Raw genomic sequence first — 23,247 nt, 5'->3', positions numbered from 1 at the left:
TAATAAAAAGTAAAATGCTGAGTAGTAATTTTAGTTCTATTAATCTGGTTTCTGCTTTTTAAAGGCCTCTTTGCTCTACTGGCACGTATTTTTGCATTCCCGGGCCTGTATAGTCAGCACGAGGGCGGATCAGACGATTATTCTCATATTGTTCGAGAATATGAGCCAGCCAGCCAGATACGCGGCTTACAGCGAAAATCGGCGTGAACAGGTCGTGGTCGATTCCCAGGCTGTGGTATACAGATGCAGAATAGAAGTCGACATTTGGCGGAAGTTTTTTCTCTCCGGTAACAATCGCTTCAATTTGCGTGGACATTTCGTACCAGTGTGGTTCCCCGGTAAGTTCTGTAAGCTTTTTGGACATTTCTCTTAAGTGCTTGGCACGAGGGTCGCCCTGACGGTATACACGGTGCCCAAAGCCCATGATTTTCTCTTTCTTTTCAAGCTTTTCACGGATATAAGGCTCCACATTTTCAAGAGTGCTGATTTCAGTAAGCATTTTCATAACCGCTTCATTGGCACCGCCATGCAGCGGCCCTTTTAAAGCGCCAATTGCAGCTGTAACTCCGGAATAGATATCTGACAATGTGGCTACACATACACGTGCAGTAAAAGTGGAAGCATTTAGTTCATGGTCAGCATGAAGAACTAGCGCTTTATTAAATGCTTCAATCGCGATTGGTTCAGGCTCTTTGCCTGTAAGCATGTATAGGAAGTTGGCTGCAAATCCAAGATCTGTTCTAGGAGCAATTGGCTCAAGGCCTTTTCTTACTCTAGCAAATGCCGTTACGATAGCAGGCATTTTAGCTTGAAGGCGAATTGCTTTTTGATAATTTGCTTCTTCATCCATCTGGTCTGCTTCTTCATCATAAAGTCCTAATAGAGACACTGCAGAACGAAGGGCAGCCATTGGATGCACTTTCTCGATTGGATATGTTTTAAAATGGTTCAGAACTTCCTCTGGAAGAGAGTAGTTTGCTGCAAGCTGACTCTTTAACTCATCCAGCTGGGATTGAGTAGGAAGCTTTCTGTGCCATAAAAGATAAATAACCTCTTCAAAGCTTGCATTTTCAGCCAAATCATCAATATTGTAGCCTGCATAGGTTAATGTATCGTCTATGATGGAGCTGATAGACGAAGTAGTAGCTACTACCCCTTCAAGACCGCGTGTTACTGTCATACCGAATCTCTCCTTTACATAATAAAATTTCCCCATACCCATTTTTGTCTGTACATTAAACATAAGTAAGCCGAACCTGATTTTTCATTTTTCAGAAAAGCTTCCTTGTCATGTCCACATTCTGTATTATCTTTATTATGAACACTTTATAGGGCTGCAGGACAGCCATTGCAAAGCCGGCTGTATTAGCCGATCTACAGACCAAAACCATGAAAGGTGAAACTTCCATTTAGTGAAAGGGCACTCCCCGATATACGGAAGAAATAAACTTTCTTTTGGCTTGCATTCCATCGAGCGGTTGCTCGGTACTCTTTAAAAAAAAGAAAATGCTTACATTTTTTCTGAATAGAAAAAAAGAAAATATATTAATAACATTTTAATAGAGCTTAACTGAATATAATAGGTACCGTGAAATAGGTTACGCTTACAAGTCCTATTATAAACAATTATCTGACTTTTGTGAATGAAAAGCACTTAAAATGTTAAAAAATATTATTTTTCAAAAAAAGTTTATTTACATTAATTGCCCAAGGGCAATAAGAAAAGCGGAAGCGCTTTGCCCATCCCCGACACCTCGAGGGGATAGGCTGCTTGCGCTAGACAGACATCAAAGTTCAAAGTTTTCTTTCTTCTTTTCAAAAAATCTATCATGAGCACTTTAGTCATTCATTTAAAGAGCTCAAAGATTTTCATTGCCATATACGCAATTCCTGCCCCTATCAGAGGACCGACGGCAACACCTTTAAAAAGGGAAACAGCAAGAATGGTCCCAAGAACAAGAGCAGTTGTTATATGAGGGTCTTCAGCGAGCAGAACGATGCCGCCTTTTGCCAAAAGCGCAACTGCAATCCCTGATACAAGGGCAACCCATGCATAAGGGGACTTGAATGCTCCGCCTAAATCCCGGAAGCCGATTTCACCGCTTGCTATAGGTGCCAGGACAGCGATCGTAATAATGGTTACACCCCAGTTAATCCCTTTGGACTGCAGGAATGAAAAGGCTTTTGAATCGAGGCCGGCTGCTTTAAGGACAATCAATACAAAGACAGCAATGATCAATGATTGATTTTTTGCTATTACACCTATACCCAGCAAAAGAAACAAAAAAATGAGCGATTGGGAAAACATTTGCTAATTCACCTGCCAGCTTTCTATATTATCGTAACATAATTTATTTCAATTTAATAATTTATGAGTTCTTTACCGCATTTTAATAAATAGAATAAGTATTACTAGACAATAGCTAATTATTTTTAGCTCCATCAAAAATAATGTATGATATGACTAATAACATTACATAAAAGCGGCAGCTGCAATGACTTAGTCTGTTCTAATTAAATAAGGAGGCTATTACTTGAACCCGGCATATATCTATCGGACCGTAAGATTTTTCTTTGTCATTGGAGTAGTGATCTTAAGTCTCTATGCTTTCTTATATTTATCCAAAGTGACTTACCCTTTCATTATTGGACTGGCTATTGCCTTTCTAATAAATCCCTTTGTCAACATGATGGAAGTTAAATGGAAAATCCCCAGGGCTCTTGCAGTCCTCATCGCTCTGATTCTTATCTTTGCCATTTTTGCTGGATTAATCACCTTGCTGGTAGCAGAGATCGTATCAGGTGCGGATTATTTGGCAAAAGTTGTGCCGCAGCACCTCGATACTTTAATTGGCTTTATTGAGCAGTTTTTTGCTGGGCAAATCATTCCTCTTTATAACCAGCTTGCAAGTTTATTTAATAATCTTGGTACAGGCCAGCAGGATACCATAATGACGAACATAGAAAATGTCGGGAAGCAATTTGGCTCCACTCTGGGAGATTTTATCCAGGCATTTTTCGAGAAAATCCCAAACATCCTTTCCTGGTTTCCCAATGCAGCAACTGTCCTGATTTTCTCGCTGCTGGCCACTTTTTTCATCAGCAAGGATTGGCATAGGCTGTCAGGCCACTTCAGCCGCATACTGCCCAGCCGTGCAAAAAAGAGCGGCAGAACTGTATTTGCCGATCTGCAGAAGGCCTTGTTTGGCTTTGTCAAAGCACAGGCTACCTTAGTATCCATTACCACTGTTATTATACTTGCCGGACTGCTGATTTTGCGTGTCGATTATGCTATTACAATTGCACTTGTGACTGGTCTTGTCGATATCATTCCCTATCTCGGAACAGGGCTCGTTTTTGTGCCATGGATCATCTATGAGGCAATTGGGGGAGAAATGAGCAGGGCAATCGGACTTGGCATTCTTTATATCATCGTGTTGGTGCAGCGCCAGATTATGGAGCCAAAAATTCTTTCATCAAGCATTGGTCTTGATCCTTTAGCTACTCTGATTGCTTTATTTGTCGGTTTTAAACTGATTGGATTTCTGGGCTTAATCGCCGGGCCGGTTACTCTTGTACTCATCACCACTCTTCATAAAGCTGGAGTATTCAGGGATATCTGGATGTTTATAAAAGGCAATGAAGAAGCAGATTAAGATGAAGAACCTGAAATATGGGCATCGCTTTCAATCAGGCTATGTAATGGATTACCTATTTGGCACTTTACATAACCAAAAGGTGTAATACGTCAAAAAATACAAATGCCAATAAAATAAACAAGCCGCTCCCATTTAAAGGAGCGGCTTTATATAACTGTTTTCACCTGATTATCGTGATCGTTCCCTTGTTCATCCATTTTTTCAGCCCAATATACAGGATGTTTTTAAATACTTTTCTTGCAGAAGGAAGAAGCAATGTAAATCCTAATGCATCTGTAATGAATCCGGGTGCAAGAAGCAAGGTGCCTCCAATAAGGATGCAGGCCCCATCAAGAATGGCATCCCCAGGCATTTGCCCGCAGCGGAGCTGGTCCTGTATTTTTCTGATTGTTTCAATGCCCTGTTTTTTAGCCAGATAAGCACCGAGAACGCCTGTAATCAAGATAATCGCAAGAGTAGGCCATAGCCCAATTGTGTTCCCTGATAGAAGTAAAACACTGATTTCAGCAGCAGGAACGATTATCATCAGCAAGAAAATGTAGCGCATCAAGCACCTCTATTTTGTATAAGACTTACCTTCATTATATCAAACATGGAACTGAGAATATAACAATTTGTCTTTCCCAGGAATCAAGGAAAGCGCAAGCGCCTTGCCCACCCCCGACAAGCACAAGACGAGCCTCACGGAAAGGCGTTCTTTGCCTTTTTGGGAGGATTGCTCGAAATGTGGAGGCGACTGCCAAGGGACGACAGGCATAAGACGGTTCCTGTAAGAAGGTGTTCTTCCTTCTGAAAGGAAACGGCTTATGACCCCGAGTCTCTAGGAGCCGAAACAAGACAAGCTTGTGACCTCGAGGGGGTAGGCGCTGGAGCTAGACAGTAATCGACGTTCAAAATTTTATATTTTCTTATTTGTAAAAAAAAGGAAGGGCATCCCCTTCCTTTTGTGAACCCTAATTATAGCACACTTGCATGGCCGTTATAAATTACGCCGCGCTGAGCATCGACTGTTACTTCCTGTCCATCTTTGAGAAGGGTTGTTGCTTTTTCAACCCCTACAATGACAGGTATGCCAATATTAAGGCCTACAACAGCTGCATGGCTTGTAAGCCCGCCTTCTTCTGTAATAAGTGCACTGCATTTTTCAATAGCAGGCACCATTTCACGGTCAGAACCGATTGTAACCAGAATAGACCCTTCTGTTACTTTTGCCAATGCTTCCTCTGCATTTCTAGCCACAACGACTTTTCCAAAGGCTGATTTGCGCCCTATTCCTTGCGCCTTAGCCAGGATATCCCCCACCACATGAATTTTCATTAAATTGGTGGTACCCGCTTCACCAACAGGCACTCCTGCTGTAATAACCACTAAATCTCCTGATGCAACAATTCCGCTGTTCACGCTTTCTTCAACTGCAATATCAAGCATATCGTCTGTAGTAGACGCTTTTTGGCCAATTTGAGGATAAACACCCCATGTTAAAGATAAACGGCGTGATACATAGTCATTTGATGTAACGGCAACAATAGGAGCTTTTGGACGGTACTTTGAAATCATTCTTGCTGTATGGCCGCTCTCAGTCGGTGTAATAATTGCGTTAACATCAAGGTTTAGAGCTGTATGTGCCACGGATTGTCCAATGGCATCTGTAATGTTATGTTCATTATCTTTGCTGCGATTTGATAGGATTTCTTTATGATCTAATGCAGATTCTGCTCTTGATGCGATGTTGTGCATCGTCTGCACAGCCTCGACAGGATAAGAGCCCGCTGCCGTTTCGCCGGATAACATGATAGCATCTGTACCATCAAAAATGGCATTTGCTACATCACTCGCTTCTGCGCGTGTTGGGCGGGGGTTGCGCTGCATGGAATCCAGCATTTGTGTTGCAGTAATAACAGGTTTACCCTGTGCATTGCACTTTTTAATTAATTTCTTTTGCACGAGCGGAACTTCTTCTGCTGGAATTTCAACACCAAGATCTCCGCGCGCTACCATAAGACCGTCTGAAATTTCAAGAATTTCATCAATATTATCTACACCTTCCTGATTTTCAATCTTAGGAATGATGTTGATATAAGAGGCATTGTGCTCTTCAAGCAGCTGTCTGATTTCCAAAACATCAGACGCTCTGCGGACAAAAGAAGCGGCGATGAAATCGACGCCCTGTTCGATTCCGAAGATGATGTCCTGAGCATCTTTCTCCGTTATGCCAGGAAGATTCACAGATACTCCTGGAACGTTGACGCCTTTTTTATTTTTAAGTGTTCCGCTGTTTAATATTTTTGTGTGAATTTCACTGTTGGCTTTATCAATTTTTGTCACTTCAAGTCCAATTAAACCGTCGTCAAGCAGAATTTTGCTTCCTGTGTGCACATCTTCAATAAGCCCTGCATATGTAACGGAAAACTTATCTGCTGTTCCTTCAACCTCGTTCATGGAGATAATAATGTTTTCCCCAGCTATCAGTTCAATCGCACCATCCTTCATATTGTTTGTGCGGATTTCCGGTCCTTTGGTATCCAAAAGGATCGCTACTGTTTTGCCGGTCTTTTCTGAAGCCACACGGATATTCTGAATTCGCTGTCCATGCTCCTGGAAATCACCATGGGAAAAATTTAAACGGGCAACATTCATCCCTGCTTCAATAAGCTGTGTTAACTTTTCAACACTTTCACTGGCAGGTCCAATAGTACAAACGATTTTCGTTTTACGCATTATAATTTACCTCCTGAATTGATGCAGCTTGAATACCAGCACTGACAGCTTTATGCCGCTTGGTGCCGGCTTATATATGATTAGATTAAATAGACAGCTCTTTCGAAAGTTTGAATAGGTCCAGGTCAAGGGTATGCTCTCTATCCAATATTTCTATTATATCATGGTCAACAAGTTTATTATTTTGAATTCCTACTGCACGTCCGCCTTTGCCTTCAAGGAGAAGTTCTACTGCATGTGCTCCAAGGCGGCTTGCCAGCACCCGGTCGAATGCAGTTGGGGATCCGCCCCTCTGCATATGGCCAAGTACAGACACCCGTGTATCAAAGTTTGTTGTGTCTTTGATCTGCTTGGCAAATTCCACTCCGCTGCAGACTCCTTCTGCAACCACAATGATACTGTGTTTTTTGCCGCGTTCATGTCCCTTTTTAAGCCTTTCTGCTATTTCATCCATGCTATAGCCTGCTTCAGGGATGAGGATTGTTTCCGCACCGCCTGCTAATCCTGCACATAAAGCGATGTCTCCTGCATCTCTTCCCATCACTTCAATGATAAATGTTCTTTCATGGGAAGTAGCTGTATCACGGATTTTATCAATTGCATCAATAACCGTATTTAAAGCCGTGTCAAACCCAATAGTATATTGGGTTCCCGGAATATCGTTATCGATGGTGCCAGGTACGCCAACACAAGGAAAGCCCTGCTCTGTCAAAGCTTTTGCTCCACGGTATGAACCGTCCCCGCCAATTACTACAAGACCTTCAATGCCGTGCTTATTCATCTGTTCAATGCCTTTTTGCTGGCCTTCTTTTGTTTTGAACTCTTCGCTTCTTGCCGAATGCAGGACTGTGCCGCCGCGATGGATGATGTCACCAACCGAACCAAGGTCAAGCTTCTTAATATTCCCTGACATTAAGCCGGAATATCCGCCAAAAACACCATACACTTCAATATTATGATAGATCGCTTTACGGACAACTGCACGTACAGCTGCATTCATGCCAGGAGAATCGCCGCCGCTTGTTAATACTCCTATTTTCTTCACAATAATCACCCCGAATGTAATTTATATAAAAATAAGAAAGCGTGTTGTCTGCTGCGCTGTTTATTAACAGCCTATAAACCATGGACACGCCTGCCCAAGAATTTTGTATGTAATATAGGCTCTTTATGTAAAGCAGAGCATAGTCTGCTTATCTTATTATTGAACAAAACGCTATTGAATATTTCTAAAATACCATGAAGAAGGGAGCATCTCAACTTAATCAGGCAAATTCAAGGAAATACAGAATTGTCGGGATACTGAAAGCGTTTTATATTGGAAAACCTGCATTTTTTACTTTGAAGGCGGGTTTTAATAAAAGCCTCACTCTGACGAAGATGGCCTTCCATTCGACACCAGGATGCAATGGAATGTGCAAAAAATAAAAGCGTGCCCGAAAGCACGCTTTTATTTTACCCCAATAAATTCCTTTAAAAACGAATATTCACCAATGGATTTGAACTTGTTGTATCGGTGATCGATCAGCTGATCTTCAGAAAGGACCATCAAATCCTTCAATGATTGATAAAGGACCTCTCCGATTTCCGCAGCCTGAACCTTTACATCTTTGTGGGCTCCACCCTTTACCTCTTCGATAATCTCATCCACAACACCTAATTCTTTTAAATCCGGAGCAGTAATTCTCATGGATTCTGCAGCCTTTTTAGCCTGCGTGGCATCTTTCCAGAGAATGGCAGCCGCTCCTTCTGGAGAAATAACCGAATAAGTGGAGTTTTCGAGCATATGAATATGGTTTCCCACACCGAGAGCCAGCGCTCCGCCGCTTCCGCCTTCACCAATGACAATACAGATAACAGGAACCCTAAGGCTGGCCATTTCAAACAGGTTTTTGGCAATTGCCTCACTCTGTCCGCGTTCCTCTGCTGCTTTCCCAGGGTAGGCACCCTTTGTATCAATGAAACAAATAATCGGCCTGCGGAATTTATCGGCTTGCTTCATAAGCCTTAATGCTTTGCGGTAACCTTCGGGATGCGGCATTCCAAAATTTCTGCGGATATTCTCTTTTGTGTCTTTTCCGCGCTGATGCCCGATGACGGTAACCGGAAGACCCCTAAACTTTGCAATGCCTCCAACAATTGCTTCGTCATCCCCAAAAGCACGATCTCCATGACACTCGAAAAAATCCTCAAAAAGATAGGAGATATAGTCCTGTGTAGTTGGCCTTGCGGGATGTCTTGCAACCTGCACACGGTCCCACGGTTTCATATTTTCATATATATCGGTTTCTAATTTTTCCAAGCGCGCTTCCAGCTTCTCTATCTCAGAGGATAGGTCTACATCGGCTGTTTTTGTAAACTCTTTTAATTCAGCAATCTTTTTTTTCAGTTCCATAACCGGACGTTCAAATTCTAATTCTCCTGCCATTGGAAGTCACCTCCTGGTTGATGTATCGATAAAATGGCTGATATCTTGTCCTTTAGCTCTGTTCTGGGAATTACTGCATCCAATTGACCGTGTTTCAATAAGAATTCTGCTGTCTGGAAGTCTTCCGGCAGTTCTTCTCGGATTGTTTGTTCTATGATTCTGCGCCCCGCAAAGCCAATCAAAGCACCAGGTTCCGCCAGATTGTAATCTCCCAGTGAAGCAAAGCTTGCAGACACACCGCCTGTTGTCGGATGAGTCATGATGGAGATAATCAGGCCTCCATTATCACTGAATCTTTTTAAGGCTACACTTGTCTTAGCCATTTGCATCAGGCTCAAAACGCCTTCCTGCATTCTTGCTCCGCCCGAAGCGGTAAATATAATAAAAGGAACTCCCAATTCATCTGCTTTTTCAATGGCACGGGTGATTTTTTCTCCGACTACAGAGCCCATGCTTCCCATCCTGAATGTGGAATCCATAACAGCCACTGCAAGTTTTTGGCCATTTACAGTGCCTGTCCCAGTCACTACCGCTTCATTAATCTTTGTTTTTTCCCGATCCTTCTCAAGCTTTTCAATATAATCCGGGAAATTCAGAGGATTTTCAGAAATCATATTTGCGTTAATTTCTTCAAAGCTACCGGCATCCAAAAAGCTGGCCAAACGTTCTTTTGAATTCATGGTGTGGTGGTATTGACAGTGGAAACACACTTTAAGGTTCTTAACCAATTCTTTTGTATACATGATTTTCTTGCAGTTCGGACACTTTGTCATGATTCCTTCCGGCACATCCTGCTTTGCCGTTTCCGATGGAATAGTTGCATATTTCTTCTTCTTCGTCTTTGTAAAAATATCTTTAAGCAAGATGAAACCTCCCTGATAATCACTGAATCATTTCCATTAATTTCAACAGTGGTCAGACCACCGATCTAAAAATGAATGCCTAACTCTCCTAGGCTCCATTTATGCTTGTCTGATTATTTAAATATAGAGTATATCAGCTATAAAATCTGCAAAAAATTGTCGTTAGCTTTTCGACAATTTTCTCAGATTTCTATATACACGAATAACTTCGGATTCATTTCTGGAAATCAATGTCTCAATCAGCTCTGCATATTGTTTCTTGGTTACCATCATTGTCTCCAGATCCAAAGAATTATAATAATCTTTAAGGATGATCCAGATACGGAGGAAAAGATGATTATCTGCAAGTGTGACGATTTCCAGGAAAAAGTCATCATCTGAGTAGTCTGCTTCAAGAGCCCACTTTTTGAACCTAAGAAGCTGATCTTCTCCAGCCTTTTGAATGATTAGCCATAAACAATCCAGTTCGATCAGAAACTTGGTTTCTTTAACATCTCTTATGGATTTCTTATCCTGAAGAATAAACGTGCTAAGCAGCTGTACAAGCTGATGCCCTCTAAAATCTCTCACAAAAGTCCCCTCGCCTCTCCTTGTCTCTATTAAGCCAAGAAGTTCAAGGGCTCTTAATGCTTCCCGAACGGAAGAGCGCCCGACACCCAGGCGCTCTGACAGCTCTCTTTCGGAAGGCAATCGATCTCCAGGCTTAAGTCCGTCATGTTCAATCATGGACCTAAGCTGTTTGACAATGCCTATATAAACCTTCGTGTTATTTTGAGGTGAATTCACGTATGGAGTCACTCACCTTTTCCAATGACAGCAAGTTGCTTCGTTTTTTCCTTTATTTCTTCAGGATCCACTTTAATGCGGGCAACACCGGTTTCCATAGCTGCCTTTGCGACAGCAGCCGCAACCGCAGGTGCGACACGGGGATCGAATGGTCCCGGGATAACATAATCCGCATTCAGTTCATCCTGATGAACCAAATTGGCAATGGCTTCTACAGCAGCTACTTTCATTTTCTCATTGATATGAGTTGCACGGACATCCAGAGCACCGCGGAAAATTCCAGGGAAAGCCAGCACATTATTGACCTGGTTAGGAAAGTCGGATCTTCCTGTACCAACTACCATCGCTCCAGCTGCTTTCGCTTCTTCAGGCATAATTTCAGGAGTTGGATTAGCCATCGCGAAAATAATCGGATCCTGATTCATGGTGCCAATCATCTCTGCCGTTAACGCTCCAGCCACAGATACCCCGATGAATACGTCTGCGCCTTTAATAACATCAGCTAGGCTTCCCTTCGCATTCTCCCGATTCGTATACTTCGCTACTTCATTTTTTATCTCATTCATTCCCTGCGGGCGGCCTTCATAGATGGCACCCTTGGTGTCACACATAATAATATCGCGAACACCATAGCTGTAAAGAAGTTTAATGATGGCAATTCCGGCCGCACCCGCACCATTTGCCACAACCTTAATTTCATTCATTTTCTTCCCGGAAAGCTTCAAGGCATTCACAAGACCTGCAACAGTCACAATGGCAGTGCCATGCTGGTCATCATGGAAAACAGGAATATTTGTTTCCTTCTTCAGCCGCTCCTCTACATAAAAGCAATTTGGAGCAGCAATATCCTCAAGGTTTACGCCCCCAAATGTAGGTTCAAGAAGTTTTACAGTCTCAACGATTTTATCTACATCGGTGGTGTTAAGACAAATTGGAAATGCATCCACACCAGCAAAACTTTTGAATAGTACAGCTTTACCTTCCATTACAGGCAGGGCGGCTTCCGGCCCGATATTTCCTAATCCCAGCACTGCTGTTCCATCAGAAACAACCGCGACCATATTGCCTTTCATCGTATATTCATAGACAGTTTCCGGCTTATCATAAATCTCCTTGCAGGGCTCAGCAACCCCCGGGGAGTAAGCAAGGCTTAAGTCTTTGGCATTTCGCACCTGTACTTTTGATTTAGATTCTAATTTCCCTTTATTAGCTCTATGCATATGCAGTGCTTCTTCGCGTAAGGTCAAAATTTTCACTCCTCATATTCCGAATAGGATTTATATATATAAACATAGATCGACAAACATATATATGAAATGCCGCTGCCGTACTGCATGTTCGCCAGATGGTCAGGGCTTATCTTTTCGCTTCAGTGGTCAGACCAGTTTATTTTTCTTCTTACAAATATACCATAATTGTTATTGTTGTAAAGGGTAATTACTTTAAAATGACGTTATTCTGACCAAGCATTTTCATAAGCAATTTAAGGAAATCCTCTGATGGCGAGATTAGATCCTCTTCACCCAGGCGAATGGTTTTTCGGGAGCTTTCATAATACAAAACCACCTGAATCCTGCCTTCATTTTTTTTAAATAATTCTTTAAGCAAACGAAGATTTTCCGATGTTTCCCGATCCTCAGTAATCCTTAAATACAAAACGGGATCTTTGTTTTGTATTTTTTCAATAGCTTCCTTCACATCATCAAGATGCTGGACAATCAGCTGTTTCTTTCCATCCCGCTCCTCTATCCTTCCTTCCGCTAAGACGATGTTTCCCTGGGAGCAGAGCATAGAAAATCGGTTAAACACCTTTGGAAAAACAACTGCCTCCATATCCCCCGTCTGATCGCTCAAGGAAAGAAATGCCATTGGCTCTCCTTTTTTCGTACGAATCTTTTTCACTTCGGATAAATAAGCAACTGTTTTTGCCTTATTTGCAGTTCTTTCGAGTTCAAGCAGCGGACAGGCATCAAGCATATGAAAAGATGATTCGTAAATCGAAACCGGATGATCCGATAAATACAGGCCCAGCACTTCTTTTTCAAATCTCAGCTTGTCCTCGGAACGGATCGGATCTACTTCGGTATATTTAGGCTTAGGAAAAAATTCATCATCCTCAAAGAAATCAGCTTGGTCGTCCTCCGGCATAACAAGCTGGGCATGTTCTGCAGCCACATCCAGGCTGGCAAGAAGAACAGCTCTATCTTCCCCAAATTCATCAAAGCTGCCTGAATGAACCAGGGATTCGAGAATCTTGCGATTAACAGCTTTTGTTGAAACCCTTATGCAAAAATCAAACAGATCTTCAAAGCGCTTATTTTTCCTTGCCTGAAAAATATCCCTTAAAGCTGCAGCACCTACGCCTTTTATGGCTGCAAGACTATACCTGATTGAATCTTTCTCTACCAGAAATGAATAGCCGCTTTTATTAATGGAAGGCGGGCTGAGCGGCAAACCCATCTGTCTCAGTTCTCCAATATATTGGGCAATCCTGCCTTCATTTCCTGCGGCTGAAGTCAGCAGGGAAGCCATAAAGTGAAGCGGATAATGAGTTTTTAAATATGCCAGCTGATAAGCTATGAAACTGTATGCAACCGCATGGCTCCGGTTGAATCCATAGTTTGCAAACCGGACAATTAGATCGTATATTTCATGAGCAGCTTGTTCATTATAGCCTTTCTTCACTGCCCCCCCTGCAAAATGGGAACGCTCACGGTCAAGCACTTCTTTTTGCTTCTTGCTGACCGCTCTCCGAAGCAAATCGGCTTCCCCCAGTGAAAATCCTGCCATTTTTGCAGCGATTTGCATAATTTGTTCCTGATACACGATGACACCATACGTATTTTCAAGAATAGGCTTCAAATCAGGATGAGGATAATTTATCGGCTTCCTCCCATGCTTCCTGTCAATAAACAGCGGAATATTTTCCATCGGACCGGGGCGGTATAGGGCATTGACAGCCACAATATCTTCAAAGCGTGTTGGCTGGAGCCTTGTCAGCACACTTCGCATCCCCTCAGATTCAAGCTGGAAAATGCCTGTAGTATCTCCTTTTCCCAATAGACTGTATACTGCCTCATCATCTAGGGGAATGTTTTTTATATCAATCTGTGTGCCTTTTTTTCTCTGGATAGAGCTTAGGATATTCTCGATTAATGTCAGGTTCCTAAGACCGAGAAAATCCATTTTTAATAGGCCGACATCTTCAAGATGCTCCATTGAGTATTGGGTAAGATAAACATTTTCATGCCCCTTTTGAATAGGAATCGCCTCAACAAGCGGGTGCTCGCTGATTACAACACCGGCAGCATGAGTGGATGTATGCCTTGGCAGACCTTCCAGCTTGATAGCCGTTTCAAAAAGTCTCCGATTTAAATCGGATTCCTGGGTGAATCTTCTTAATGGCTCTGATTCTTTGTAGGCCTCTTTGAGGCTGATGCCCAATTTGGAAGGTACTTTTCTTGAAAGCATGTCCAGCTCTTTCGGATTAAGCCCAAATGCCCTGCCGACATCCCGAAGTGCAGCCTTGGCTGCCAGTGTTCCAAACGTAAGAATTTGGGCAACATGGAGCTCTCCATATTTCCTGGAGACATACCGAATCACCTCATCCCTTCTGTGATCCGGGAAATCGATATCAATATCAGGCATGGAGATTCTCTCTGGATTCAGGAATCGCTCAAATAATAACTGATGCTCAATTGGATCCACATCTGTAATATATAAGACATATGCAACCATTGAACCGGCAGCTGATCCCCGCCCCGGACCGGTTAAAATCCCATTTTCTCTCGAAAACTTCATAAAATCCCATACAATTAGAAAATAATCGCTGAACTTCATGTTTCTAATTATGTTCAGCTCATACCGCAAACGTTCTCTATGCTCATCATCTGCATCCGGATATCTGTCAGCAAAACCCTGCCAGCAGACTTCTGCCAATAGCTCATCGGCACTCATGCCTCTTACAGCAGGATATTTAGGAAGGTTCTGTTTATCTAGCTCAAGCATCACATTGCATTGCTCTGCTATCTTAATCGTATTCTCCAAAGCATCTGGATAATCCGATAACAATTCTGCCATTTCCCAGGATGATTTTAAATAATACTCATCACTCTTCAGCCGCTCTCTCGCTTCATCCTGAAGCTTCTCTCCATTTTTAATGGCCAGCAGGCACTCATGGGCAAAAGCATCTTCTTTCTTTATGTAACAGACACCATTTGAAGCAGCCAGGCCAATCCCTGTTTCCCGAGAAAGCTGAACCAGAAGTTCATTGTTTTTTTTCTCTTCACGCAGCCCATGATCCTGTATAGCAAAAAAGAATGAATTTGGCTCGAAAAGACTGCTGAAAAGTTCTGCTGTTCTTTTTGCCAGGCCGTATTCACCTGCCTCAAGATATTGTTCGATTTCCCCATCAAGCCCGGGAGTTAAAGCAAACAATCCACCTGCATAGTGCTTAAGCCATTTAACAGGGATGCCTTCAGGCGATTTTGTCTGGACTGTGCTTGTGATTTTTAATAGATTCTGAAAACCCTGCCTGTCTTTAGCCAAGATGACCATTGGATAAGCTTCGCCTTCGGATATCTCGCTTAACACATCCACAGAGAGGCCCAGAATCGGCTTTATGGACTGCTTAAGACATTCTTTATAAAAGGCAACAGCTCCGTACATGACATTACGGTCCGTTAAAGCCAGGGCAGGAAACCTGTTTTCCCTGGCGCCTGACACAAGCTGCTCTATTCTTGCCGTGCTCGACAGCAGGCTATAAGCGCTATATACATGAAGGTGAATAAATGACACGTTTCTCACACCCTTAATTTCTCTGCTATTTTTTATTATAGAACGCCCGTTTCCAAAAAGAAAATATGTTCTCTCTTTAACGGCAGCTAAAAAAACATATTTTTCTAAGTTTGTCCATATGATGAAGTATCAAGATAATTCTGGCAGGGCCATTCCTGCAGCGAGGATGGATGATATGAATACCCAGCCCTTTTTTTCCACTTTAATTGAGAGTTATTTTATTGCTTTCGGTGTTTTGATAGGAGGTTCAATCATTGGAGGCATGGCTGCTTTTCTGACAGGAAAACCTCCTTTAAATCAAATCTTCCAGATTTCCAATATGATACGCATTTGGGCAATCATTGCAGCAATCGGAGGAACCTTTGATACAGTTTACAGCTTTGAAAGAGGTGTCATGGACGGACAGACAAAGGATATATTTAAACAATTCATGCTGATTCTTTCTGCTCTCGGAGGGGCCCAGACAGGCGCCATGCTCATTAACTGGCTGACTCAGGAGAACATTTCAGCATGAGGATACCGCCTTACTACCGATTGCCATCCTGGCAGCGCTTTTTTTCAGGAATGGCAATAGGAGGCATCATCAGCTGGTTTATTTTTTTATTTGTTTTTGGGCAATGGCAGGAGAAATACAGCAAAGAAATCAAGCTTCAAAAGGATGCTATTTATGAATTGGAAAAAGATAAAGAAATCTGGCAGGAGGAATTCAAAAAACTAAATAAAGAAAACCAGAAAAAACTGACTGTCCAGGATATATCCATTAAAATTATCAACAGCGACAAATATAAACTGGATTCCTTCAGTGTTTTTCAGCTGGAAGATGAAATAAAAGAGGATATTAGCATGATGATTGCCAAAGACATCGGTACTGTTTATAAAAGCAGTGAACTGATCAAGAAAATAATAGAAAATAAGACACATCGGGTTAACGAAAAGAGATACCGGGTGGAAGTTAAAGAATTGGTCATCTATACAACTGTCTCAATTGAATTGAATATTATGCTGGATTAATGCCCGGCTTTTGCCGGGCATTATATTTTAGTCAGCTTTGCAGACATCCTCCAGATCTCTTACAACGGATTCCATCTCTTCCCATGAATAAATGGAAGCTCCGGCAGCAAGAGGATGTCCTCCGCCTTTATACTTCCTTGCAATTTCATTAATTATTGGACCCTTCGAGCGGAACCGCACACGGATTTGATCACTTTCCTCAATAAAGAAGACCCATGCTTTTATTCCCTTCACATCGCCAAGAGTGCTTACAAGCAGGGAAGCTTTAGAAGGTACTGCCTGAAATTCTTCGAGCAATTCTTTTTTCAGGATCATAACAGCGGCCCCGCTGTCTCTCATTTCAAAGTTCTGCAGTACATAGCCCTTCAATTTAACAATATTTGCGTCCAGCTCGTACATCTTATCAAACAGTCCCGGCCGTGAAAAATTATAGTGAATCAGTTCACCTGCATACGCAAACGTCTTTTCTGTCGTACTTGGATAGAGGAATCGGCCGGTATCCCCTACTATTCCGGCAAATAACAATCTTGCAGCTTCATCCGACATTTTCAGGCCCTGATCTTTGCCGAAAAGATAAAACTCATAAATCATTTCACTGGTAGAACTTGCATCCGTATCAACCCACATCATATCTCCATACGGATCCATATTCGGGTGATGATCAATTTTGATCAGTTTATTACCCGTTCCATATCTATCATCACATATCCGTTCCGCATTTGCTGTATCACAGACAATGACCAGCGCCCCATAATATGTATCATCAGATACTTCATCAAGCCTTCTCATATAATGAAGTGTTTCTTCTTCCTTCCCGACAGTGAAGATCGATTTTTCAGGGAAAGAAGCCTTCAGGATTTCAGCAAGGCCTCCCTGTGAACCATATGCATCCGGATCAGGACGGACATGCCTATGAATAATGATTGTTTCATATTTTTTGATTTCATCTAGTATCTTTTGTTTCATGGCGCGCTCCTTTTATTCTGAATACTACTTTATTTTTACCATATCACCATGAAAAGAAAAAGAAAACACTGCACGCTTATGGCAATTTTTTAATAATGAAGGTAAAATAATAAGAGATTGTCGAAACTTGGAGGTTATGAAATGCCTATCTTTGTTATCCTGATTATTGTCTCTTTTTCTTTCTATATTTTCTATAAAGTGAAATTCTTCAGAAGCAAACAGCCGGCTGAAAGACAATGGATATCAGCCAAGTCCAGGATTGCGCTCGGTTCATTCGTCGCCATATTTGGCCTTAATCAGCTTTTTTTATACAATACAACAACAGCTCTTATTGTGGGAATTGTGTTTATCCTTATTGGGGGATTGAGCATTTGGGGCGGCATAAAAGCATACAAGTTTTACATGCCTCACGCTGCTAAAGAAGCTGAGGAAGCAAGGAAGAGTTAAATTTAACCTGACTTCCCAAAGAGCCCTGCAAAAAAAGCCGTTCAAATTTGAACGGCTTTTTCTTCATTTCTCTCTTAATGCCTGTCAATAAGCTGACACATCATCATCGCCTTGCCTACAAGGACACCTTCATTAAAAACTTCAACATCCACTTTTCCGAACTTCCGTCCTACTTCCAATACTTTTGGATAGATTTCAAGCATACTGTCGATCTGAACAGGCTTAATAAAGTAGACAGTCATATTTTCAACTACGAGATCCCCTTTTTTATAGCTTCTTAAGACTCTGTTTGCAGCTTCCGAAACAATGGTTGTAAAGACTCCATAAGATATCGTTCCGAGGTGGTTGGTCATCTGCGGAGTAACCTCACAGCGATAAACGTCATCTCCTTTTGTTTTTCCCCGTGTCATAACCAGCTGGTTAGTGACTATATCGTCAATTGTTTCACCCACCTGCGGCTGCCTTTGGATCATCTGCAGCGCCTTCAGTACATCCTGACGGCTAACAATCCCTTCGAGTTTATTCGCTTCATCTACCACAGGAAGCAATTCGATTCCTTCCCATACCATCATATGCGAGGATGAAGCAACACTCGTTTTTCCGCCAACCGTCATAGGGTTTTTGGTCATGATTTTTTCTATAAGCGTTTCCTTTTCATGTCCCATAATATCCTTGGAAGTGACAACTCCCTGCACTTTCAGATTACTGTCGACAACCGGGAATCGGCTATGTCCGGTTTCACGATTGTATGTTAGCCAATCCGCAATTGTATCGGTTGTTTCCAGGAAAATCGCTTCTTGCAGAGGAGTCAGGATGTCTTCAACAAGTACAATTTCCTTTTTGATCAGCTGGTCATAGATAGCCCTATTGATCATAGTTGCCACTGTGAAGGTGTCATAGCTGCTTGAGATCACAGGAAGCTGCAGGTCGTCAGCAAGCTTTTTGACATGGTCTTCTGTATCAAAGCCCCCAGTAATTAACACAGCAGCCCCGGCCTTCAATGCCAATTCGTGTGCCTGGGTCCGGTTTCCGACAATCAGCAGGTTTCCGGCATCAGTGTATCTCATCATCGCTTCAAGCTTCATCGCTCCAATAACAAACTTGTTCAGTGTTTTATGGAGGCCGGCTCTTCCCCCGAGCACCTGGCCGTCAACAATATTAACAACTTCTGCAAAAGTAAGCTTCTCAATATTTTCTTTCTTTTTCCGCTCGATTCTTATTGTCCCAACACGTTCTATTGTACTGACATATCCCTTATTTTCTGCATCCTTAATCGCTCTGTATGCAGTCCCTTCACTGACAGCGAGCGCCTTGGCGATCTGTCTGACCGATATTTTTTCTCCAATTGGCAGTTCATCAATGTAATGTAATATTTGCTCATGCTTAGTAGCCAAGACTTTCACCCTCTACAAATTATTCCTTATTTTTCATTATAAGGGTAAAGGGGCCATGATACAATTGACTTAGGCAATCTAAGATTATCGCAGTCTAACGGACAGTAAAACCCCCACTTCAAGACCCAGAGGAATCAAGAAGATAAGTGGGGGTCAAACTGCCCGTAAAGGCCCGATAGAAGAACAAAGACTAAGAACGCCACGTCCTCCCAAAAGCTACCGCTTTCGGTCGTGCGATGTATCGCTGCCGTAGCTTTCCTTGTCCTGTGGCAACGTCTTTGTGACCCACTTCCTGTGGGCCTCAACTAACAATCAGTGGGGGATAAAGAAAACCCTCACTGATTGAAGTTTCACTTTATCTGCCGAAGGAGCGCACCCGCTTCCTGTCTGCCATTTTGCGTACCTGCTTCCCCGAAGCAACCGCTTTTTTCGGGGCAAACAGCAATGCAGTCAGGTTTCCGGCAATGACAAAAAGGGCAAGGGCCAGCCAGCTAATGGCAAAGATCCCTTCAGTCCCTCCATTAAACACACCCATTCTTGGAGCGGCATAATAAAGCATCAAGCCGCACAGCAGCAAACATAGCAAATATCGGTTTTTATTCAATTTAGCTTCCTCCTTTATCCTATCCTCCCTAATATGTATGCGGACAGGCTGGGAAAATGATTGGTTTTTAGTCATAAAAAAACAAACGCAGCCTCCATTAGAAGCTGCGTTTTCATATTATAATTCAATTGATTCTCCTGCTTCCAGCACCTGGCCGACTCCAGTTTCCAGCATGCTGATGAATTTATGCGGATCCTGTTTGATTGGCGGGAACGTGTTGAAGTGAATCGGAACCACCTTTTTGGCGCCAAGGAGTTCTGCTGCGTATGCTGCATCATCCGGCCCCATGGTAAAGTTATCTCCGATTGGCAGAAATGCCAGATCGATTGGATGACGGTCGCCGATTAGCTTCATGTCAGAGAAAAGCCCTGTATCCCCTGCATGGTAAATCGTTTTTCCTTCTAAAGTGATAAGCACACCCGCAGGCATTCCCAGGTAGATAATTTCCTTGTTTTCTGTCTCAAGGCCTGTCCCATGAAAGGCAGGTGTCAGCTTCACTCTTCCAAAATCAAAGTCATAACCCCCGCCGATGGACATCCCGTGAGCATTGACACCCTGCCAGCCCAAATAGGTAGCAAGCTCAAAGTTTGCAATAACAAGAGAGTCATTGCGCTTTGCCAATTCAATCGTATCCCCAAGATGATCACCGTGTCCGTGTGTGACAATCATAACATCTGGTTTCTGGTCTTCGGCTTTTAAATCAGTTAAATCATTCCCGGTAATAAAAGGATCTATTAAGATTGTTTTTCCCTGTGATTCGATTTTCACTACTGCATGGCCATGAAATGATACTTTCAATTTTATGCTCCTTTCAAAATTAGAAGTTATGTAAGTTACTTCAACAGAAATCAAGTTATTCCTGCTCCCTTTTTAATATATACCCGAATTGGCAATCTTTAAAAAGTTTACTTTTTTTAAGATTGAATGTATATTTCTGAAGTTAGATAACTGTCTAGCTCCAGCGCCTACCCCCTCGAGGTCACAAGCCAACCCTCCCAAAAAGGCAAAGAACGCCTTTCCGGGAGGCTCGTCTTGTGCTTGTTGGGGGTGGGCAAGGCGCTTGCGCTTTTCGTATTTAGTTGCTACTCTCAAAGTATCAGTACATAAGGAGGTTCACTATGAATAACAGATTGCAGAAACTGACACAATGGATGAAGGAAAATGATATACAAGTTACCTTTGTAACATCACCGGATAATGTTTTTTATTTAAGCGGCTTTTTAAGCGACCCTCATGAACGCTTGCTTGGACTGGCTGTTTTCCAGGAAGAAGATCCTTTCCTCGTATGTCCGGCCATGGAAAAAGAAGATGCAAAAAAAGCCGGCTGGAGCCAAGAAATTATTGGCTACAGCGATATTCAGAACCCTTGGGAATTTATCCAGACATCCATACATAAAAGAATTGGGAATGTAAATAAAGCAGCAATCGAAAAAGAGCATATGAATGTAGAGAGGTATGAAGCCATCTCTGAACTGTTCAGCGGCGCTTCATTCGCTTCGGCAGAAGAAAAGCTTCGTCAGCTTCGGATGGTTAAAGATGAAAAAGAATTGGAAATCATTCGCGAAGCATGCGCACTGGCCGATTTTGCGATTGAAACAGGCTGTGCCGAGATTCAGGAAGGAAAAACTGAACTGGATGTTCTAGCTGCTGTAGAATATGCACTAAAGAAAAAAGGCGTTAACGAAATGTCTTTCTCTACCATGGTCCTGACGGGGGCTAACGGAGCTTCTCCTCATGGGACACCAGGAGTGACGAAGATTCAAAAAGGGGATTTAGTCCTATTTGACCTCGGAGTTGTCTGGAATGGCTACTGCTCAGATATTACTAGAACTGTGGCTTACGGTGATATCAATGATAAACAAAAAGAAATTTATGATACGGTATTAAAAGCTCAGCTTGCAGCTGTGGAAGCGAGCAAGCCGGGAGTTACTTGCGCAGATATTGACCTGACAGCAAGAAACCTGATAGCAGAAGCCGGCTACGGCGAATTTTTTCCGCATCGATTGGGCCATGGACTTGGTGTGAGCGTTCATGAATATCCTTCATTAACAGAAACAAACTCACTTTTGCTTGAAGAAGGAATGGTCTTCACCATCGAGCCGGGAATCTATGTCCCAGGTGTTGCCGGAGTGCGGATTGAAGATGACCTTGCTGTAACAGCAGACGGAGTTGAAATTTTAACCAAGTTCCCTAAAGAGCTTCAGGTTATTAAATAGAAATTAGAAAAAATTCCACAGAAAATCCGGAGCTATTCAGCCCCGGATTTTTCTTTGAAAAAAATTCGAATTTAGATAAGTGTCAAGCTCCAGGCGCCGATAAGCGGGTACCTTCCGCTTTTCCTATTGCTGTTCCAATTGTGTTCCCGTATCTGAATAGTCAAGGTTATGGGCCTCCGCTACCGCCTTGTATGTCACATAGCCATTTAATGTATTAACTCCCTTTAATAAAGCCTCATTATCCAGACATGCCTGCTTGTAGCCTTTATTCGCAATTTGTACTGCATAAGGCACCGTCACGTTGGTCAGTGCAAGAGTTGATGTCCTGGGAACTGCTCCCGGCATATTAGCTACCGCATAATGAACTACGCCATGTTTTTCATATGTGGGATTGTCATGGGTAGTAATTCGATCAGTTGTTTCAAAAATCCCTCCCTGATCGATTGCGATATCCACGATAACAGAACCAGGGCTCATCGTTTTGATCATTTCCTCTGTGACAAGCTTAGGAGCTTTTGCACCCGGAATCAGGACAGCTCCAATTACGAGGTCTGAATCCTTAACAGCTTCAGCTATATTGTAAGGATTTGAGATTAATGTTGTTATTTCTTTTCCGAAGATATCATCAAGCTGCCTAAGGCGGTCTGGATTCAAATCGATCATAGTCACCTTTGCCCCAAGGCCTATTGCCATTTTTGCCGCATTGGTTCCAGCAACCCCGCCGCCGATAATGGTAACATTTCCCCGGTGCACCCCTGGTACCCCCGATAGCAGGATTCCTTTCCCTCCATGTATTTTTTCTAAAAATTGAGCTCCTACCTGAGCTGCCATTCTCCCGGCCACTTCACTCATAGGAGTCAATAGAGGCAATGTCCGGTTGGGAAGCTGGACTGTTTCATATGCGATGCCCGCTACTTTCTTATCAATTAAAGCACTTGTCAAATCAGGTTCAGCAGCCAAATGCAGATATGTAAAGAGAATTAACCCTTCCCGAAAATATACATATTCGCCCGGTAACGGCTCTTTTACCTTCATGACCATATCCATTGACCATGCCTCTTCTGCAGTTTGAACAATATGTGCACCCGCACCCATATAGTCGTTATCCGAAAAACCGGAACCAGTCCCGGCATCAGCTTCGATATAGACTTCATGTCCAAATTGGATGAGGTTCATAACACCAGCAGGGGTCATAGCAACCCTGTTTTCATTGTTTTTTACTTCCTTTGGAACCCCGATGCGCATTCTGCATACCTCCGTATTTTAAATGATATACCTATTATCTTTATATGGCTATTTGAGGGAAAAGTATACAATAGCTTTGCCCATTTTTTATCTTTACCCGGTATTGCCAAATC

General features: G+C 42.6%; 20 protein-coding genes. 5 read left to right on the top strand and 15 right to left on the bottom strand.

Annotated elements, in window-relative coordinates:
- Positions 1-58 precede the first annotated feature (58 nt).
- Complete coding sequence (gene citZ / locus QUF73_22560) at positions 59-1,180, bottom strand: citrate synthase (protein ID MDM5228890.1); 1,122 nt, start codon at positions 1,178-1,180, stop codon at positions 59-61.
- 666 nt (positions 1,181-1,846) lie between these two features.
- Positions 1,847-2,308: a DUF441 domain-containing protein gene (locus QUF73_22555; protein ID MDM5228889.1), complete on the bottom strand. Its 462-nt coding sequence runs from the start codon at positions 2,306-2,308 to the stop codon at positions 1,847-1,849.
- Positions 2,309-2,534: 226 nt separating this feature from the next.
- Between QUF73_22555 and ytvI the strand changes: the two genes are divergently transcribed.
- Positions 2,535-3,656, top strand: coding sequence for a sporulation integral membrane protein YtvI (ytvI, locus tag QUF73_22550; protein ID MDM5228888.1), 1,122 nt, complete (start codon positions 2,535-2,537; stop codon positions 3,654-3,656).
- 163 nt (positions 3,657-3,819) lie between these two features.
- Here ytvI and QUF73_22545 read toward each other — a convergent pair whose 3' ends face one another.
- The 8 genes from QUF73_22545 to dnaE all read right to left on the bottom strand — a co-directional run bounded on the left by QUF73_22545 (position 3,820) and on the right by dnaE (position 15,251).
- Entirely contained in the window at positions 3,820-4,206 is a 387-nt protein-coding gene (locus QUF73_22545) for an FxsA family protein (GenBank protein MDM5228887.1), read from the bottom strand.
- A gap of 410 nt (positions 4,207-4,616) precedes the next feature.
- On the bottom strand, positions 4,617-6,377 hold the full coding sequence (gene pyk / locus QUF73_22540) for a pyruvate kinase (GenBank protein ID MDM5228886.1): 1,761 nt from the start codon (positions 6,375-6,377) through the stop codon (positions 4,617-4,619).
- 85 nt (positions 6,378-6,462) lie between these two features.
- A complete protein-coding gene (pfkA, locus tag QUF73_22535) occupies positions 6,463-7,422 on the bottom strand; it encodes a 6-phosphofructokinase (GenBank protein MDM5228885.1) in 960 nt (319 codons plus the stop codon).
- Positions 7,423-7,827: 405 nt separating this feature from the next.
- Positions 7,828-8,805, bottom strand: coding sequence for an acetyl-CoA carboxylase carboxyl transferase subunit alpha (gene accA / locus QUF73_22530; GenBank protein ID MDM5228884.1), 978 nt, complete (start codon positions 8,803-8,805; stop codon positions 7,828-7,830).
- On the bottom strand, positions 8,790-9,668 hold the full coding sequence (gene accD, locus QUF73_22525) for an acetyl-CoA carboxylase, carboxyltransferase subunit beta (GenBank protein MDM5228883.1): 879 nt from the start codon (positions 9,666-9,668) through the stop codon (positions 8,790-8,792). The genes accA and accD overlap by 16 nt, the downstream gene beginning before the upstream one ends.
- Before the next feature lie 162 nt (positions 9,669-9,830).
- A complete protein-coding gene (locus QUF73_22520; GenBank protein MDM5228882.1) occupies positions 9,831-10,394 on the bottom strand; it encodes a GntR family transcriptional regulator in 564 nt (187 codons plus the stop codon).
- 68 nt (positions 10,395-10,462) lie between these two features.
- Positions 10,463-11,701, bottom strand: coding sequence for a malic enzyme-like NAD(P)-binding protein (locus tag QUF73_22515; protein ID MDM5228881.1), 1,239 nt, complete (start codon positions 11,699-11,701; stop codon positions 10,463-10,465).
- Between the two features lie 190 nt (positions 11,702-11,891).
- Positions 11,892-15,251: a DNA polymerase III subunit alpha gene (gene dnaE, locus QUF73_22510; protein MDM5228880.1), complete on the bottom strand. Its 3,360-nt coding sequence runs from the start codon at positions 15,249-15,251 to the stop codon at positions 11,892-11,894.
- A gap of 175 nt (positions 15,252-15,426) precedes the next feature.
- Here dnaE and QUF73_22505 point away from each other — a divergent pair, with 175 nt between their 5' ends.
- Both QUF73_22505 and QUF73_22500 read left to right on the top strand, forming a co-directional pair.
- Complete coding sequence (locus QUF73_22505) at positions 15,427-15,765, top strand: YtrH family sporulation protein (protein ID MDM5228879.1); 339 nt, start codon at positions 15,427-15,429, stop codon at positions 15,763-15,765.
- Positions 15,762-16,262 carry a sporulation protein gene (locus tag QUF73_22500; GenBank protein ID MDM5228878.1) on the top strand — a complete coding sequence of 167 codons (501 nt, stop codon included), beginning with the start codon at positions 15,762-15,764 and terminating at the stop codon, positions 16,260-16,262. The genes QUF73_22505 and QUF73_22500 overlap by 4 nt, the downstream gene beginning before the upstream one ends.
- Positions 16,263-16,289: 27 nt before the next feature.
- Here the strand turns inward: QUF73_22500 and QUF73_22495 are convergent, their stop codons facing one another.
- Positions 16,290-17,228: a bifunctional oligoribonuclease/PAP phosphatase NrnA gene (locus tag QUF73_22495; GenBank protein MDM5228877.1), complete on the bottom strand. Its 939-nt coding sequence runs from the start codon at positions 17,226-17,228 to the stop codon at positions 16,290-16,292.
- A gap of 141 nt (positions 17,229-17,369) precedes the next feature.
- Between QUF73_22495 and QUF73_22490 the strand changes: the two genes are divergently transcribed.
- Positions 17,370-17,675 carry a YtpI family protein gene (locus QUF73_22490; protein MDM5228876.1) on the top strand — a complete coding sequence of 102 codons (306 nt, stop codon included), beginning with the start codon at positions 17,370-17,372 and terminating at the stop codon, positions 17,673-17,675.
- Positions 17,676-17,749: 74 nt separating this feature from the next.
- Here QUF73_22490 and QUF73_22485 read toward each other — a convergent pair whose 3' ends face one another.
- The 3 genes from QUF73_22485 to QUF73_22475 all read right to left on the bottom strand — a co-directional run bounded on the left by QUF73_22485 (position 17,750) and on the right by QUF73_22475 (position 20,471).
- Positions 17,750-19,069: a CBS domain-containing protein gene (locus QUF73_22485; GenBank protein MDM5228875.1), complete on the bottom strand. Its 1,320-nt coding sequence runs from the start codon at positions 19,067-19,069 to the stop codon at positions 17,750-17,752.
- Positions 19,070-19,424: 355 nt separating this feature from the next.
- Positions 19,425-19,673 (bottom strand): hypothetical protein, encoded by a 249-nt coding sequence (locus QUF73_22480; protein ID MDM5228874.1) that lies wholly within the window; start codon positions 19,671-19,673, stop codon positions 19,425-19,427.
- Between the two features lie 117 nt (positions 19,674-19,790).
- Entirely contained in the window at positions 19,791-20,471 is a 681-nt protein-coding gene (locus tag QUF73_22475) for a metal-dependent hydrolase (protein MDM5228873.1), read from the bottom strand.
- A 320-nt stretch (positions 20,472-20,791) separates the two neighbouring features.
- Here QUF73_22475 and QUF73_22470 point away from each other — a divergent pair, with 320 nt between their 5' ends.
- Complete coding sequence (locus QUF73_22470) at positions 20,792-21,889, top strand: Xaa-Pro peptidase family protein (protein ID MDM5228872.1); 1,098 nt, start codon at positions 20,792-20,794, stop codon at positions 21,887-21,889.
- A 123-nt stretch (positions 21,890-22,012) separates the two neighbouring features.
- Here QUF73_22470 and ald read toward each other — a convergent pair whose 3' ends face one another.
- Positions 22,013-23,134 carry an alanine dehydrogenase gene (gene ald / locus QUF73_22465; protein MDM5228871.1) on the bottom strand — a complete coding sequence of 374 codons (1,122 nt, stop codon included), beginning with the start codon at positions 23,132-23,134 and terminating at the stop codon, positions 22,013-22,015.
- Between the last annotated feature and the right edge of the window lie 113 nt (positions 23,135-23,247).

Origin of the sequence: Cytobacillus sp. NJ13, from assembly GCA_030348385.1 — a bacterium.
GTDB lineage: Bacteria > Bacillota > Bacilli > Bacillales > Cytobacillaceae > Cytobacillus.
The sequence above is the reverse complement of the archived record's forward strand: the minus strand, read 5'-3'. Positions and strand labels throughout refer to the sequence as shown.

Coding starts and splice junctions, on each gene's coding strand:
- citZ (MDM5228890.1), bottom strand. CDS start 1,180: ATGACAGTAACACGCGGTCTTGAAGGGGTAGTAGCTACTACTTCGTCT.
- QUF73_22555 (MDM5228889.1), bottom strand. CDS start 2,308: ATGTTTTCCCAATCGCTCATTTTTTTGTTTCTTTTGCTGGGTATAGGT.
- QUF73_22545 (MDM5228887.1), bottom strand. CDS start 4,206: ATGCGCTACATTTTCTTGCTGATGATAATCGTTCCTGCTGCTGAAATC.
- pyk (MDM5228886.1), bottom strand. CDS start 6,377: ATGCGTAAAACGAAAATCGTTTGTACTATTGGACCTGCCAGTGAAAGT.
- accA (MDM5228884.1), bottom strand. CDS start 8,805: ATGGCAGGAGAATTAGAATTTGAACGTCCGGTTATGGAACTGAAAAAA.
- QUF73_22520 (MDM5228882.1), bottom strand. CDS start 10,394: ATGATTGAACATGACGGACTTAAGCCTGGAGATCGATTGCCTTCCGAA.
- QUF73_22505 (MDM5228879.1), top strand. CDS start 15,427: ATGAATACCCAGCCCTTTTTTTCCACTTTAATTGAGAGTTATTTTATT.
- QUF73_22500 (MDM5228878.1), top strand. CDS start 15,762: ATGAGGATACCGCCTTACTACCGATTGCCATCCTGGCAGCGCTTTTTT.
- QUF73_22495 (MDM5228877.1), bottom strand. CDS start 17,228: ATGAAACAAAAGATACTAGATGAAATCAAAAAATATGAAACAATCATT.
- QUF73_22490 (MDM5228876.1), top strand. CDS start 17,370: ATGCCTATCTTTGTTATCCTGATTATTGTCTCTTTTTCTTTCTATATT.
- QUF73_22470 (MDM5228872.1), top strand. CDS start 20,792: ATGAATAACAGATTGCAGAAACTGACACAATGGATGAAGGAAAATGAT.
- ald (MDM5228871.1), bottom strand. CDS start 23,134: ATGCGCATCGGGGTTCCAAAGGAAGTAAAAAACAATGAAAACAGGGTT.